Below are 15702 nucleotides of genomic sequence, written 5' to 3' on the forward strand. Positions count from 1 at the left end.
TATAAGTGCTCCGAGCCTGGCGTCACGCCTTTGCCGGGCTCGTCCCGAAGAAAGCGCCGAGCGCTATCACGACCCAGCCGGCGATCATGCCCATTCCACCCGTCGGTGCGGCCATCGGAAAGAGCGAACCTCCGCCGAAATGGCGGTTGATCAGGTCGCCGGCGAAGATCAGCGTTCCCAATCCCAATAAGACAGCGGCGATCGGCGCCGTGCGGATGCGGTCGTAGCCGGCATAGAGGGCCAGAAGCGCAGGGGCGTGGGCGAGGCTCATGGTGGAGGCTGCGCCGAGGAAATGCGTGTCGCCGCCATGGGTTGCGGCTGCGGCAAGGGCCACACCGCCGCCGCCGAGAATGCCGGCGATGAACAGGGTGGCCGGACGGATTGCTGCGCCGATACTCATATTTTCCTCATTCCCTGTTCTGCATGTGGAAGGCCAGACGCTCGACCGGCTCCCAGATGATGGCTCGCAGTTTTTCATTCTCGATGGTTTCATCCATGGCGCGGCGGAAGCATAGCAGCCACTCGTCGCGCTCCTTCGGGCCTATGGCGGCGACGAAATGCCGGCTGCGCAGACGCGGGTGGCCGCGCTTCTCGATGTAGAGCTGCGGGCCGCCGAGATAGCCGGTCAGATATTCATAGAATTTCTCCTGGGAGCCTTCGAGGCTCGGCGGGTGCACAGCGCGGCAGTTCGCAGCTTCGGGCAGCGTGTCCATCAATTCATAGAAACGCGAAGTCAGCGCACGCACTGTGCGGTCGCCGCCGATCGCTTCGTAAAGAGTGATGGTTTCTTCGCTCAATCTCCGGGCCCCTGTTTGCGATGTCCTACATGGCAATTGACGGACGATGCCGCAACCGTCGGAATGGCCGGTGCGGCGTTTCGGCGCTGCCTATTTTGTCGTCGTCAGCTGGAAAGCGTCGCTTTCACCGGGAATGAGTTCGAGCGGCCACACGCTCTGGCGCGACGTCCTCGGGTATTCCTCGCTGTAGGCCGGCATGCTGGAGAGCAGAATTTCGGCCAGTTCGACGCCAAGGTCGTGGAGCGACGTGCGAAAGCAGGTCAGCGCCGGCTGCAGGAATTTGGCGCGTGGCGCCTCGCGGAAACTGACGACGGCAATGTCGCGTCCGGGAATGATCCCGGATTCCATGACGCGCCGATAAAAACCGATCGCCATCAATTCATAGATCAGGATCACGGCTGTCGGTTGATCTTCGAGGCGCAGCAGCTCATCGGCAACCTGATAGCCGCCCTGTTCGCTCGACTTGGCGCGGATGACCAGCGCGGGGTCATAGGCGATGCCGTGCCGCTCCAGCGCGCGGCGATAGCCCTCAACGAAGATGAAGCCGAGATTGATGTCGCTGGAAGGGGTGCTCACGGCAATGCGGCGATGCCCATGCGCCACGAGCCGGTCAACGGCGCAATTGACGACGCCATCGAAATCGAGGTCGGCCCAAGGATGCTGCGTGCCTGAAAGGCTGCGGCCGAGCGCCGCAAAGGGGATCTTGGCCTTGGCAAGCAGATCGAAACGCTTGTCGACGCGCTGCGTCTCGGAAATGATCATCGCATCGGCGATGCGCCTTGCCACCATGCGCTTCAGATACTCGTAGGGGTCTTCGTCATGCGGGCAGGGGAGCATGATGAGGTCGAGCTTGTGGCGCGAGAACACGCTCTGCAGCCCTCCTGTTACCGTCAGGAAGAAATTGTCGCTGTTTTCAACCGTTTCCCGGCTGGACTGGATCATCAGGCCGATGACGTTCGTCGTGCCCTGTCTGAGGCTGCGCCCGGATTGATTGGCGACGTAGCCCAATTGTTCGGCGGCGGCGAGAACGCGCTTGCGGGTCTCCTCGTTGACATCAGGCTTGCCGTTCAATGCGCGTGATACTGTGCCGATCGAGATATCGAGATGCTCGGCAAGCTGACGAATTCCCTTCATCGGCCGCGGTGTTCCTCCATGCGCCATTTTCCGTAGTCCTCCTCTATTGACACAGGAAAATCTTTTCGCATAGTATCGTAAACGTTTACGGAGCGCGTGTCATGAGGGGTTACGCACCGCCCGCTGGAGGACATCGTGAAATTTAATGCCATTTTGTGCGGGTGCGGAGCTATGTCCAAAGGCTGGCTCAGGGCCGTCGCCTCGACGCCGGCGCTTGCCGAATCCATTCAGATCGTCGGCCTGGTCGACCTCAATCGGGCGACCGCCGAAAATCTTGCGAAAGAGTTTTCTCTGGAAGGTGCCGTCATCGGCTCCGATCTCGCAGAGGTCATCGCCGCGACCAGGGCGGATCTGGTATTCGATATCGTCATTCCGGCCGCGCGCTTCGGCGTGGTGTCGACGGCGTTGAAGGCGGGCTGCCATGTGCTCAGCGAAAAGCCGATGGCAACTTCGCTTGCCGAGGGCGCGGCGCTCATCGACCTCTCGGCCAAGGCCAGGAAGGTCCATGCCATCATCCAGAACCGTCGCTACATCTCCGGCATCCGTCGCCTGCGGCGCTTGGTGGAGGAGGGCGCGATCGGTGAACTTACGGGCATCCATTGTGATTTCTTCCTCGGTCCGCATTTCGGCGGTTTCCGCGAGGAGATGGACAATGTGCTGCTGCTCGACATGGCCATCCATACCTTCGATGCCGCTCGCTTCGTGTCTGGCAAGGTGCCGCTTTCGGTCTATTGCGTCGAAAAGAACCCCGTCGGTTCCTGGTACAAGCATGGTGCATCGGCCCACGCGCTCTTCGATTTTTCCGACGATGTCGTCTTCAGCTATCGCGGTTCCTGGTGCGCCGAGGGCCGGCGCACCAGCTGGGAAAGTGAGTGGCGGCTCACCGGCAGCAAGGGCATGCTGACCTGGGATGGCGACGAGACTTTCGAAGCCAGTGTCGCCGGCAATGAGCCGGGCCTGCTGCACGGCTTCACCCCGATCGAAGTCCCCGGACCAAGGCATGAGGAAGAGACGCACGGCCACGCCAGCGTCATCGCTTCCTTCATCGAAGCGATCAGGACCGGCAAGCTGCCCGAGACCGCAAGTCAGGACAACATTCGCAGCCTTGCCATGGTTTTAGGCGCCATCGAAAGCGCCAAGACCGGCCGCCGCGTCGATATTTCAGCACAAGGACAGTGACATCATGACAAATCCGGCTAAGGCCATCCGTATCGGCACGATGATCAGGGCGACGAACGAGGATGCCGCCAAGAATATCGCCAAGATCGCCGATCTCGGCTTCGAAAGCTTCGAGCCCTTCTTCTGGCAGACCACCAACGGTCAGAACCTGGCTGATCTCGGCAAGCGCTGCCGCGACGCCATCGGCGATCGCGACATCACCATCTCGACCGTCGGCATGTTCGGCAATCCGCTGGAAGAACGCGAGCTAGACTTGCAGACGCTGCAGGGCTGGAAGGATTGCATCGACAACGCCCATCATTTCGGCGCGACCTGCGTTGCCGGCTTCACCGGCCGCATCCGTAACAAGCCGCTCACCGACAGCCTGCCGCGCTACAAGCAGGTCTGGAGCGAGCTTGCCAAGCGCGCCGCCGACAAGGGCATCAAGATCGCCTTTGAAAATTGCGCCATGGACGGCAACTGGGCGACCGGCGACTGGAACATCGCCCACAACCCGGATGCCTGGGAGCTGATGTTCAACGAGACTCCGGACGACAATCTTGGCCTGGAATGGGAGCCATGTCATCAGATGGTCTATCTGATCGAGCCGCTGCCGCAGATCCGCAAATGGGCGAAAAAGATTTTCCACGTCCATGGCAAGGACGCGACGATCCGCTGGGACGTCATCAAGGAACACGGCATCTTCGGCAAGGAGAAGTTCGTGTTCATGCGCACGCCGGGCTTCGGCGACAGCAACTGGACGGACATCATCTCCGAGCTGCGTCTCGCCGGCTGGTCCGGTTCTATAGATATCGAAGGCTGGCACGACCCGGTCTATCGCGATGCGCTCGAAATGACTGGCCAGGTCCATGGCCTGAACTATCTGAAGAGAAGCCGGGGTGGGGAGTTTGTCGAGTAATGCACGGATTTGCGAATCTGCATCGATTTAGGAGGCAAGTTGTGCGTTAATAAAGTGCCCGGAGCAGCGACGCTTCGGGCAAGACGGGTACCCAAACGGAGGAACCATCGAGCGCCCGCTCCTTGTCTCATGTGACAGGCGGGCGCTTGGTGCAAATGAGAGGAAAACGCCGATGGCAGCGCGGGCCATGTCGTCGGACAGATACCGTCACGGTTCGCAGGTGGAGGAGAATATATGAATATTTTTTCGAAGCTGGCGCTGACCGCCGGCATGTCGCTCCTGCTGGCTGCCGGCGTGGCGCAAGCCCAGAGCAAGACATTTAACGTCTGGTGGTACGAATTGCCTGACACGCCCCAGGCCGTGGCCTGGACGAAGGCGCTTGAGGTGTTCAAGACCAAGCATCCTGACGTAACCGTAAATTTTGAACAGAAGACCTTCGATCAATTGCAGAAGGCTGGCAGTCTCATTCTCAACTCCGATCAGGCGCCTGATGTGCTCGAGTACAACAAGGGTAACGCCACGGCCGGCCTCGTCGCTTCGCAGGGTCTGCTGACGCCGCTCGACGATGAATTTAAAAAACGCGGCTGGGACAAAGTCCTGAACGAAACTAACACGCAGCTGAGCAAGTATGATGCAAACGGCGTCTATGGCTCGGGTCCGATCATCGGCATCCCGGCGCTCGGCGAGTTCGTCTCGGTGTTCTACAACATCGACATGTTCCAGGCCGACGGCCTGAAGGTGCCGACGACGCTGGCTGAGTTTGAGGCGACCCTCGACCATTTCAAGCAGAAGGGCATCACGCCGCTTGCCTATGGCACGGTGGATTCGAATGCGCAGCATCTGCTCTATACGCTGGCACTGACGCAGGCTGACGATACCTGGGTCAAGAATTACCAGGGCCTCAAGGCGCCGCTCGACACCAAGCCTTTCCTGTTTGCCGCTCAGAAGATCGCCGATTGGGTAAGCAAGGGCTACATCTCCAAGGATTCGACCGGCCTGAAGGGCACCGACGCTGCCAACGTCTTCTCTTCGGGCAAGGCGCCGATGTTCGTCAGCGGCACCTGGAACAACGGCAACTTTGCCAACACCATCAAGACGTTCAAATGGAGCCAGTTCATTTTCCCGACGCCGAAGTACACTGTCGGCTCGACTGGCAGCATGTTCGTGGTGCCGAAGAGCGCCAAGAACAAGGATCTTGCCTATGATTTCATCGATCTCGTCCTGAGCAAGGACAACCAGAACGAACAGGCAAATCTCGGCGGCGTCGCAATCGGTGCTGATCCGGCAGCGATCACCGACGAAGTCGGCAAGCGTAACGTCGAGCTCTTCAAGCAGATCTCGGACAAGGGTGGTCTCGGTTTCTATCCGGACTGGCCGGTGCCCGGCTATTACGAACTGCTGATCCAGGCGACCACCGGCCTGGTCAATGGCTCGACCACGCCTGACCAATTCGTCGTGCGCCTGAAGAAGGCTTACGACGACGCACAGGCGGCCCAATAACACCATCGGCTACAATCACAACGGCGGGACGGCCTTAAAACCGCCTCGCCGTATCGGACTGGAGGAATTCGATGGAGAAGTCGAACAGCGCCGGCAAGGCGGGGTACTATCTCTACATGATCCCCGGCATGCTGGGATTTGTTCTCATCGTGCTTGTGCCGCTGCTCGCCAATTTCGCGATCAGCTTCACGACATGGAAGGGCGGCGTCATTCCGCCGCGCTATGTTGGATTTGAGAATTATCAGAGGCTGCTTCAGGATGCAGCCTTCTGGGGTTCTATCCAGCATACGCTTCTGTTCATCATTTCGATGACGATCGTGCCCATTATCTTGGGACTGGTGCTGGCGGCAGTGCTATTTGACTATATCAGCGCGCAATTCAGCGAGACATGGTCGAGCTTCTTTCGCGCCGGCTTCTATCTGCCGCAGATTCTGCCACTCACCGCTGCCGGTGTCCTCTGGGGCTGGATTCTCAACCCGATCGGCATCATCAACGCAGTGCTGAAGGCGATTGGCCTCGATTTCATGGCGAAGAACTGGCTGGGGGATGCAACCTATGCACTCTGGGCGGTTTCGGCTGTCATCGTCTGGGTACAGGTTGGCTACTGCCTCGTCGTCTTCATGTCCGGATTGGCGCGCGTCGACCCTTCGCTCTATGAGGCTGCCGAGCTCGACAACGCGAGCTGGTTCGGACGCTTCCGCTCCATCACCATCCCGATGCTCATGCCGGAAATCTTCGTCGTTGCGCTGACGACGCTGATTGCGGCCCTCAAGGTTTTCGCACCGATTTACGTCCTGACCTCGGGCGGGCCAGACAATGCGACGACCGTGCCGTCCTATCTCTCCTATTATCATTTCTTCACGACGAACCGCGTCGGCTATGCGGCTGCCATAGCGACCCTGCAGACGATCATGACCATTATTCTCGGCGTCGTGTTCCTGCGCATGCAATCGAAGCAAACCGAGGGAGGGCACTGACATGACGGCCACGTCTTCGATTTCCGTCCCGGTCGTATCGGCCGATCTTCGTCAGAAAAAGGGTTTTGGCCGCTGGATCGTTCTGGCCATCCTGCTCGTCTTTCTGGCCGGCACGCTGTTTCCGTTCTTTCTGGCCGCCTTCAACGCCATCAAGACGCCTTCCGATTATGCCGCCAACGGTCCGCTTGCCTTCCCGCAGACTTTTGACCTGACGGCGCTCAAGAATTTCTGGGTGACGGTCAATTTTCCGCTCAAGCTCTTCAACAGCATTCTCATCAGTGGATGCACGGCCATTCTTGCTGTCGTTCTCAGCCTGCTCAATGCCTATGCCATCGGCATCGGCCGGGTGCGCGGTGGCCAGGCATTGCTGGTCATCCTCTTGATTTCGATCATGGCGCCGCAGGAAGCACTGGTCTATCCGCTCTATTACATGGCCAAGCAGGTCGGCCTGTTCGACTCGATGTTTTCCGTGATCCTGATCATCGGCGTGCTGCACACCGCTTTCGGCACCTATCTGCTGTCCTCTGTCATGTCGACCTTCCCGCGCGAGATCATCGAAGCCGCGCAGATCGACAATGCCAGCCGCTGGCAGATCCTCTGGATGGTAATCGTCCCTGTGCTCAGGCCGACGCTTGCGGTGCTTGCGACCTTCTTTTTCATCTGGACGTGGAACGAGTTTCTGATTCCCCTGGTTTTTCTGGTCTCCAACAACAACCAGACGGTCTCCGTCGCCATGGGCGTTCTATCAGGCTCCAACACGCAGGAGCCGACGGCGATTGCGGCAGCCTCGTTGCTCGGTATCCTGCCGACGGTCATCTTCTTCCTTATCTTCCAAAGGACCCTGACGCGCGGTGTCGCGGTAGGTGCCGTCAAATAACCAATGCGGAAGCCCCGTTCCGGCGATGAGCCGAGCGGGGCGCGATGAATGGCAAGTCCAACGAAGTTCGATTTTTCCGCAGGAGGCGTAAAGTGGCAGGTATCAACATCAAGTCCCTCACCAAGCATTTCGGTGCCGTGCAGGTTCTGAACGACATCGATCTGACGATCGAGCGCGGCGAATTCGTCGTTTTTCTCGGTGGCTCGGGCTGCGGCAAGTCGACCTTGCTGCGCATGATCGCGGGTCTGGAATCGATCACCAGCGGCGAGATCTGGATCGGAGGGAAGCGGGTCGATCAGTTGCCGCCCGGCGCGCGTGGCGTATCGATGGTCTTCCAATCCTATGCGCTCTATCCGCACATGACCGTTCGCGACAACATGTCCTTCGGCCTGCGCAACATCAAGACACCCAAACATGAGATCGCAAGACGCATCGAGGAGGCTGCGAAGATTCTTGAAATGCCGCATCTTCTCGATCGCAAGCCGTCGGCATTGTCGGGCGGCCAGCGCCAGCGTGTCGCGATCGGCCGCGCCATCGTGCGCGAGCCCGATGTCTTCCTCTTCGATGAGCCGCTTTCCAACCTCGACGCCGGCCTGCGCACGCGCACGCGCGTCGAACTGGCGCAGCTGCATGAGCGGCTGGGTGCGACGATGGTGTTCGTCACCCACGACCAGGTGGAGGCGATGACGCTTGCCGATCGCATTGTGCTGCTCAACAACAAGAAGATCGAACAGGTGGCGTCGCCGGTCGAGATCTATACGCGACCGGCGACGCGTTATGTCGCCCAGTTCGTCGGATCGCCGGGCATGAATTTCATCAATATAGCCGGCCTCGGCGAGGCGGGGGGCCTGGCTACGGCGACGTTGCCGGATGGTTCCGTCATCAAGACGGCTGTCGCGCTCAACGGCCTTGCGAATTCCGGGCTGACGCTTGGAATTCGCCCGGAGCATCTGGTCGTTACGACGGCGGAGACGGGGGATATCGGCGGGCACGTCGAGACCGTGGAGCGGCTGGGAGATCGTTCGCTCGTTCACGTACGGCTCAAGGACGGCTCGAAGATCATCGGCACCGATCCAGGAATGACGACGATTACGACCGGCTCGCCGATCGCCTTCGTCGTCGATGCGACCAAGGTCAGCATCTTCGATGAGAACGATGCCGCCCATCACTCCGTAAACTGAGGAGGGAGCAATACGAGGTCATCCGTAATCAAATAGGCTTAAAGCCATCGATAAGAGCGTTGACGAAACCGTCCAACTGGTATGTTATATCGCCATGTCCACTGCGCACCATAGGAAGAAGCAGCCCTTGTTCGTCCGCCAGCAATTGCTGGAGGTGGCGGCACGGCTTGCTTCCGAAAAAGGGGTGACGGCGGTGACGCTGGACGCCGTTTCCGGCGCCTCCGGCGTCAGCAAGGGCGGCTTGCTGCATCATTTCCCGAGCAAGAACATGCTGCTGGAAGCCTTGTTCGATAGCCTGCTCGTGCTGTTGGATGCTGCGATCGAGGAGGCGATGCGCGCCGATCCGATGCCGCATGGCCGCTTTACCCGCGGTTATCTGCATGCCTGCCTGGCCTTGCGCGATCAGCCGCAGGGCAACAAGGACTGGGCACAGGTAACGATGGTGCTGCTCAGCGAGCCGCAATTGCGGCAGCGCTGGCGCGAATGGGTGCGCGAGCGCAGCGAGCAATATGTCGGCACGGACTCGTCGGTAGATGCGGCAATCGTCCGATTGGCGACCGACGGGATCTGGCTTGCGGACTTGCTCGGCAGCCACGACATGGACCAAGGCGCCCGTCAAAGGCTGATCGACCGGCTGATCGAGCTGACGCAGCTCTAACCCTATCGGAGACAATGGAATGGCGAATGCATCGGTCTATGCAATGCTGCTGGTCGCGATCGTGCTCGAAGTGATTGGCACGACGGCATTGCAGATGTCGCAGCAGTTCACTCGGCTCGGCCCGACGATCGTTGTGATGATCTGCTATGCAGCTGCTTTCTATTGCCTTTCGGTAACGTTGCGAGTCATTCCGGTGGGCATCGCCTATGCCATCTGGAGCGCACTCGGCATCGTGCTGATCTCGGTGGTGGGCGTGGTGCTTTTCCGCCAGAAGCTCGATCTCGCCGCCATCATCGGCCTTGCCTTGATCATTGCCGGCGTGCTCGTCGTCAACCTCTTTTCAAAATCCGTGACGCACTGAAAACAGAGGTGTTGTTCTCGGCTATTTTTGCCTTTGTCAAATCGCTTTGGAAGCATTATGTCATTCGAGAGCGGGCTGATAAAGGCTTGAAGTACGGCGCTTTCCCAAAGCGCTTTGGACTGCATAACCTATTCAATCCTAATGGTATTAGAGGAGTGCCGTAATGACTATTCGTGCCGTCGTTTGGGGCGAGAACATTCATGAGCAGACAAACAAGGTCGTCGCCGAGATCTATCCGGAAGGCATGCACAACACTATTGCCAAGGCGCTGAACGCCGATGCCGGTATTGAGGCAACCACTGCAACGTTGCAGGAACCGGAGCACGGTCTCAGCGAAGCCCGGCTGAAGGACACGGACGTCGTTCTGTGGTGGGGCCACAAGGACCACGGCGCCGTCAAGGACGAAATCGTCGAGCGCGTTGCCAAGCGCGTGTGGGAAGGCATGGGCCTCATCGTCCTGCACTCCGGCCATTTCTCCAAGGTCTTCAAGCGCCTGATGGGCACGCCTTGCGCGCTGAAGTGGCGCGAAGCCGGAGAGCGCGAGCGTCTCTGGGTCATCAACCCCCGTCATCCGATCGCAGCCGGCCTCGGCGAGCATTTCGAGCTTGAGAACGAGGAAATGTACGGTGAGCAGTTCTCCGTTCCGGAGCCGCTGGAGACCGTGTTCATCTCCTGGTTCCAGGGCGGTGAAGTCTTCCGCTCGGGCATGACCTGGCGCCGCGGTGCCGGCAACATCTTCTATTTCCGCCCCGGCCACGAGACCTATCCGACCTATCACAACGCCACCGTTCACAAGGTTCTGATCAATTCCGTGAAATGGGCTCATAACCCGCTCGGTACGCAGACCAGCATCCATGATGCGCCGAACGTGCCGGTCGAAAAGGCATTGGAGCCGATCGTCGAACGTGGTCCGAGACTGCACCAGGCCGGCGAAGCCGGTTATCGCTGAGGTCCATCATGCGTCTAATAGTAGTTGGCACGGGCGGCATGGCGAAGAACCATGTGGAGCATTTCGCTCGCATTCCTGGCGTCGAGATCGTCGGCGCCGTCGACACGGATGCGACGAGGCTCACGGCCTTTTGCGATACGTTCGATATCAAGAAGCGCTTCTCGTCGCTGGACGAGGCGCTGGCCTGGGGCGAGTTCGATTCGGTGACGAATGTCACGCCGGACAAGGCTCACAATCCGACGACCCTGCCGTTGCTTGCCGCCGGCAAGCACGTTCTTTGCGAGAAGCCGCTCGCGGAGAATTATGACAAGGCGCTCGAGATGACGGAAGCTGCCGAAAGGGCAGGGGTCGTCAACATGGTCAACCTGACCTATCGCAATGTCGCGCAATTGCAGAAGGCGCGCGAGATGGTGATCTCGGGCGAGATCGGCACGGTCAAGCACGTGGAGGCGTCCTACCTGCAGAGCTGGCTCGTCTCCAAGGCCTGGGGTGACTGGCGCAGCGAGTCCAAGTGGCTTTGGCGCCTGTCGACCGGGCACGGCTCGAACGGCGTGCTCGGCGACATCGGCATCCATATCCTCGACTTCGCCGCCTATGGCGCAGCGACGGATATCGATCACGTCTTCGCCCGGCTGAAGACTTTCGCCAAGGCGCCCGGCGAGCGCATCGGCGAGTACACACTCGATGCGAACGACAGCTTCTCCATGTCCGTCGATTTCGCCAACGGCGCGCTCGGCGTCGTGCATGCGAGCCGCTGGGCAACGGGGCATCTGAACGAGCTGAAGCTTCGCATCTACGGCGAGCGCGGCGGCCTGGAAGTGACCCATAGTCCGAACGGCTCGGAATTGCGGGGTTGCCTTGGCGATGATACCGAAACGGCAACGTGGAAGGTTATCGAGGTGCCGCCGGTGCTGACCAATTATCAGCGTTTCGCCGAGGCGGTCATGACCGGCAGCAGCCAGGACCCGAGCTTCCGCCACGCTGCGAACTTGCAGCGCGTGCTGGATCTTGCCATGGTGACGGAAGTCGAACGGCGCGAACTGAAGGTCTGACCCCGCAGACTATCTTCAGGCAAAGCCTTGGGAGTGCACGCATGTCTACCGAGGAAAAAGTTGCCAGCCACTACACGCACGGATCGCTGGAAACGGCGATCCTGCAAAACCTGTCGGCTGACGGCAAGGATATCGACAACCTGCGCATCCGCGACCTGGCGGGCGTGGATGAATTCCATCTGGGGCGACATGCGGCCACGGTGGATTTCGCGAGGGATCTCGATCTTGCCGCCGGCCTTCGGCTCGCCGATATCGGTTCGGGGCTCGGCGGGCCTGCCCGCCACTTTGCCGATTCCTACGGGTGTATCGTATCGGGCATCGATCTCACCGAGGAATTCGTTCAGGTCGCCAATTCGCTGACCGCTCGCTGCGGTCTCGCGGACCAGGTCTCCTTCCAGCAGGGAAGCGCCTTGGCCTTGCCCTTCGAAAACGCCGGCTTCGACCGCGTGACGCTCATTCATGTCGGCATGAACATCGAGGACAAGGCGCGGCTTTTTGCGGAGATCAGGCGCATTCTGAAGCCCGGTGGCCGTTTTGGTCTCTACGAAGTCATGCAGATGCGCGATGGCACATTGCCCTTTCCGATGCCCTGGGCGATGGAGCTGGAGACGAGCTTCGTCCGCAGCCCCGATGTCTATCGCGGTCTGCTTGAGGAAGCGGGCTTCGTGGTGGAGCTGGAACAGGACCGCAGCGCCCTGGCGATCCGGCTGGCGCATGAGGCGCGCGCCAAGGCTGCGGCTGGCGGAGCGCGAGATCAGAATTTGCGCACGCTGATGGGGCCGCGGGCAGGGGAGCGAAGCGGCAACGTCAACATGTCGGTCGAAGCCGGTCTGCTTGCGCCGATCGAGATGATCGCGCGGGCGGTGTGACAGAATGCGCCCGGCGTCTACCGCTGCGGCGCATTGACAGCCGCAGGGCTGTTTCTATATTGAAAATACAACGGTAATGGATTTCTGCCGGGCCATGGTGGCCGAACCGCTGCTCTGATTTTTCCAGGGAAGCTGATGACTCCTACTCAACGCGCCTGACAGGCGAAGGAGTAGAGTCGTGCCCGTTTTCTTGCCGTTATCCCACTTATGTTTCCCGTTCACTGTCCCCGGACGTCCGCTCATCGGCGTCGCGGGAGGGGCAAACTGATGTCCGCATCCGCCTATTTTCATCATCGCTTTCAGCAGTTCCGCAGCCTGTTCAAATGGATAGCTCTCGTCGTGCCCATGGCCGTCGTCGTCGGTTCACTCTGCGCATTGTTCCTGTGGAGCCTGGACAAGGCGACAGCGACGCGCTTCGACCATCCCTGGCTGATCTTCCTGATGCCGGCTGCCGGCTTCCTGATGGTGCTGGTCTATCAGCGCTTTGGTCGTGGCTCGGAGGGGGGCAACAATCTGATCGTCGACCAGATCCACGAACCCGGCGGCGGTGTACCGCTGCGCATGGCGCCGTTCATCCTGGTCTCGACGGTCCTGACGCATCTGGTCGGCGGTTCGGCGGGGCGCGAGGGGACGGCGGTGCAGCTCGGCGGCAGTATCGCCAGCGCCTTTGCAAAGGTGTTCCGGCTGAGCCATGCCGAGATCCGCATTCTCCTGATGGCGGGGATTGCCGCCGGTTTCGGCGCGGTCTTCGGCACGCCGATCGCGGGTGCGGTCTTTGCGCTCGAAGTCCTGACGATCGGGCGGATGCAATATGAAGCTCTGATCCCGAGCCTTGCGGCGGCGATCGCGGCCGACTGGACCTGCCATGCCTGGGGCATCGAGCATATCCAGTATCAGATCGGCTATCTCGCCGGCACGCCGGCCAGTACCTTCCATCTCGACGCGCTGCTGCTCGTAAAAGTCGGCATCGCTGGTGTCATCTTCGGCCTCATGGCGCGCTCTTTCAGCGAGGTCTCGCATCGGGCGTCTGCGGCGTTCAAGCGGGTCTGCGCCTATGCGCCGCTGAGGCCTGTCATCGCCAGCGCGATCCTGATCGGCCTCGTCTATCTGCTCGGCACGCGGCAATATCTCGGGCTTGGCGTCTGGTCGCCCAACCCCGGCGATGCGACGATCCTCGGTTTCTTCGATCCGGCCCATGTCGACTATTGGAGCTGGTTCTGGAAGGCGGTCTTTACGATCGTGACGCTGAGCGCCGGCTTCAAGGGCGGAGAAGTGACGCCGTTGTTCTTCATCGGCGCGGCGTTCGGCAATGCGCTTGCCGCCATTCTCGGTGCACCGGCCGATCTCTTCGCCGGACTAGGTTTCGTCGCCGTCTTTGCCGGCGCCACCAATACGCCGCTCGCCTGCATGATCATGGGTATCGAGCTCTTCGGCGCGACGCATACGGTCTATCTCGCCGTCGCCTGCTTCCTTGCCTATATCTGCAGCGGCCATACCAGCATCTATCTGTCGCAGCGGCTCGGTATCGCCAAGAGCGCGGCTTCAGGACAGATTCCTGCTGATCTACCGCTTCGCCATATTCGCGAACGCGGCGTGGAGACGCGGCGGAAAAATATCCATAAGATCGAAAAGGTTTGATGCAAGGACGGCTGGAGGTTGTCGTGCTCTATCTTGTCGTGTTTCTCGGAGCCGGGTTGGGCGGTGCATTCCGCCTTGGTGTCAACGAGCTCGCCGCTCGCCTGCTTGGGATAGAGTTTCCGTTCGGCACCCTCATCATCAATGTGCTCGGCGCCTTCATCATGGGGTTGCTGACGGAGTATTTCGCCTTTCGCGGCGGTATGTCGCAGGAGGTCAGATTGTTTCTGACGACCGGTGTTCTCGGTGGCTTCACGACATTCTCCACTTTCGCGCTGGAAAGCGTGATGCTCTGGGAGCGCGGTCAATGGGGGCCGTCCATCGCCTATGTCGCCCTCTCGGTTTTTCTGTCGATCGGCGCTTTGATAGCGGGGCTTGCAATTGTCCGGCTAATAATTCAGGCTCAAACCGTATAGTGATGGAGGCTCGGCAGATTTCGCCGCATTTTTGCCGATTCTGAGGTGAATCCCTCTCGATAAACGCCGGAGAATCCTTGCACGACAAACCACCGCTCGTTGCGAACGGACTCTCTTGCGAAATTCGACTAATCAACTCATATAATCGGCTATTGTGATCACCGCATAACAAAGGAGTCGGGTGTCAATCGGGAAGGGACAGGCTGATATCCCAAGCTTCGACCCTGTTGCCCGGCCGGGATTTCCATGCAGATTTCCTCGGCCAAGACTTCCTCCCTGGACAGCCCTTAAAAATAGACATGACGGAGAGTCCCTTGAGCGCACCTGCTCCCACTTCCAACCAATCTCCTGCTCCGGAACAGACTTTCGGCACGGCCGGCATTGCGCCTATGGAACGCGCGAGCGCCATGACGCGCTTCTTCATGGGCATTGTTGCCTGGGCGGAAGGTCTCAATCTGAAATATGCCAAGCTTGGCAATCCACCGGTTTACGATACCAAGACTTTCCCCTGGGCCGCCGAGATCGAGAAAGATTACCCGGCGATCCGCGCCGAGCTTGAGAAGGTGTTGCTGCGCCAGAGCGAGCTGCCGACCTTCCAGGACATTTCCACCGACGTTAAGACCATCTCGACCGACACCCGCTGGAAGACTTTCTTCCTTCTCGGCTTCGGCGTGAAATCGGAGCAGAACATCAAGGCTTGCCCGAATACCTGGGCAGCTGTGCAGAAGATCCCCGGCCTGACGACGGCGATGTTTTCGATCTTCGAGCCCGGCAAGCATCTCCCTGCCCATCGTGGCCCCTATAACGGCGTGCTTCGCTTGCATCTCGGCCTGATCGTGCCGGAGCCGAACGAAAAGCTTGCGATCCGTGTCGACAAGCAGGTTTGCCATTGGCAGGAAGGCAAGGCGCTGATCTTCGACGACGCCTATGAGCATGAGGCTTGGAACCATTCGGACAAGACCCGCGTCGTGCTCTTCGTCGATTTCGTCAAGCCGCTGAAATTCCCGGCCCGCATTGTCAACTGGGCTCTGATGAACCTGGCGATCTTCACGCCCTTCATCAAGGAAGGTCTCGACAATCACAAGGAATGGGAAAAGAAGTTCTACGCTGAAGCTGAAGCGTTCAGGAATCGTCCGAGGCCCTGACCCCATCGGTAGGCGGAGTTAACGAAAACCCCGGAATCCGCAAGGGTTCCGGGGTTTTATTTTGCCGATCAGAG

The 15702-nt window shown here is 59.7% G+C and carries 17 protein-coding genes and 1 riboswitch; of the genes, 14 read left to right on the forward strand and 3 right to left on the reverse strand.

Going from position 1 to position 15702, the window contains the following annotated elements:
* Nucleotides 1-22 precede the first annotated feature (22 nt).
* The 3 genes from BJ928_RS12680 to BJ928_RS12690 form a co-directional block, all read right to left on the reverse strand.
* Entirely contained in the window at nt 23-400 is a 378-nt protein-coding gene (locus BJ928_RS12680) for a DUF423 domain-containing protein (protein WP_047629378.1), read from the reverse strand.
* A 7-nt stretch (nt 401-407) separates the two neighbouring features.
* On the reverse strand, nt 408-797 hold the full coding sequence (locus BJ928_RS12685) for a group II truncated hemoglobin (RefSeq protein ID WP_047629379.1): 390 nt from the start codon (nt 795-797) through the stop codon (nt 408-410).
* A gap of 90 nt (nt 798-887) precedes the next feature.
* On the reverse strand, nt 888-1931 hold the full coding sequence (locus BJ928_RS12690; protein WP_047629381.1) for a substrate-binding domain-containing protein: 1044 nt from the start codon (nt 1929-1931) through the stop codon (nt 888-890).
* A gap of 135 nt (nt 1932-2066) precedes the next feature.
* Between BJ928_RS12690 and BJ928_RS12695 the strand changes: the two genes are divergently transcribed.
* From BJ928_RS12695 to BJ928_RS12760, 14 genes are all read left to right on the forward strand, one after another.
* Nucleotides 2067-3110, forward strand: a complete 1044-nt coding sequence (locus BJ928_RS12695; protein ID WP_047629384.1) for a Gfo/Idh/MocA family oxidoreductase — start codon at nt 2067-2069, stop codon at nt 3108-3110.
* A gap of 4 nt (nt 3111-3114) precedes the next feature.
* A complete protein-coding gene (locus BJ928_RS12700) occupies nt 3115-4008 on the forward strand; it encodes a sugar phosphate isomerase/epimerase (RefSeq protein WP_047629386.1) in 894 nt (297 codons plus the stop codon).
* 234 nt (nt 4009-4242) lie between these two features.
* Complete coding sequence (locus BJ928_RS12705) at nt 4243-5508, forward strand: extracellular solute-binding protein (RefSeq protein ID WP_047629387.1); 1266 nt, start codon at nt 4243-4245, stop codon at nt 5506-5508.
* A 71-nt stretch (nt 5509-5579) separates the two neighbouring features.
* Nucleotides 5580-6485, forward strand: a complete 906-nt coding sequence (locus BJ928_RS12710) for a sugar ABC transporter permease (protein WP_047629388.1) — start codon at nt 5580-5582, stop codon at nt 6483-6485.
* Nucleotide 6486: 1 nt separating this feature from the next.
* Complete coding sequence (locus BJ928_RS12715; RefSeq protein WP_047629390.1) at nt 6487-7362, forward strand: carbohydrate ABC transporter permease; 876 nt, start codon at nt 6487-6489, stop codon at nt 7360-7362.
* 92 nt (nt 7363-7454) lie between these two features.
* A complete protein-coding gene (ugpC, locus tag BJ928_RS12720) occupies nt 7455-8543 on the forward strand; it encodes a sn-glycerol-3-phosphate ABC transporter ATP-binding protein UgpC (protein ID WP_047629392.1) in 1089 nt (362 codons plus the stop codon).
* Nucleotides 8544-8637: 94 nt separating this feature from the next.
* Nucleotides 8638-9201, forward strand: a complete 564-nt coding sequence (locus BJ928_RS12725; RefSeq protein WP_047629395.1) for a TetR/AcrR family transcriptional regulator — start codon at nt 8638-8640, stop codon at nt 9199-9201.
* A gap of 19 nt (nt 9202-9220) precedes the next feature.
* Complete coding sequence (locus BJ928_RS12730) at nt 9221-9562, forward strand: SMR family transporter (protein ID WP_047629396.1); 342 nt, start codon at nt 9221-9223, stop codon at nt 9560-9562.
* 163 nt (nt 9563-9725) lie between these two features.
* Nucleotides 9726-10511: a ThuA domain-containing protein gene (locus BJ928_RS12735; RefSeq protein WP_047629398.1), complete on the forward strand. Its 786-nt coding sequence runs from the start codon at nt 9726-9728 to the stop codon at nt 10509-10511.
* 8 nt (nt 10512-10519) lie between these two features.
* On the forward strand, nt 10520-11563 hold the full coding sequence (locus BJ928_RS12740; RefSeq protein WP_047629400.1) for a Gfo/Idh/MocA family oxidoreductase: 1044 nt from the start codon (nt 10520-10522) through the stop codon (nt 11561-11563).
* A gap of 41 nt (nt 11564-11604) precedes the next feature.
* Nucleotides 11605-12432, forward strand: a complete 828-nt coding sequence (locus BJ928_RS12745) for a methyltransferase domain-containing protein (protein WP_047629402.1) — start codon at nt 11605-11607, stop codon at nt 12430-12432.
* A gap of 63 nt (nt 12433-12495) precedes the next feature.
* Nucleotides 12496-12584, forward strand: a riboswitch (Fluoride riboswitch).
* Nucleotides 12585-12699: 115 nt separating this feature from the next.
* Complete coding sequence (locus BJ928_RS12750; protein ID WP_047629403.1) at nt 12700-14070, forward strand: voltage-gated chloride channel family protein; 1371 nt, start codon at nt 12700-12702, stop codon at nt 14068-14070.
* Nucleotides 14070-14483, forward strand: a complete 414-nt coding sequence (gene crcB / locus BJ928_RS12755; protein WP_047629405.1) for a fluoride efflux transporter CrcB — start codon at nt 14070-14072, stop codon at nt 14481-14483. Before BJ928_RS12750 ends, crcB begins: the two co-directional genes overlap by 1 nt.
* Before the next feature lie 299 nt (nt 14484-14782).
* A complete protein-coding gene (locus tag BJ928_RS12760) occupies nt 14783-15628 on the forward strand; it encodes an aspartyl/asparaginyl beta-hydroxylase domain-containing protein (protein WP_082011782.1) in 846 nt (281 codons plus the stop codon).
* Nucleotides 15629-15702 lie beyond the last annotated feature (74 nt).

The organism is Rhizobium sp. WW_1 (genome assembly GCF_003610155.1).
GTDB lineage: Bacteria > Pseudomonadota > Alphaproteobacteria > Rhizobiales > Rhizobiaceae > Rhizobium > Rhizobium tropici_A.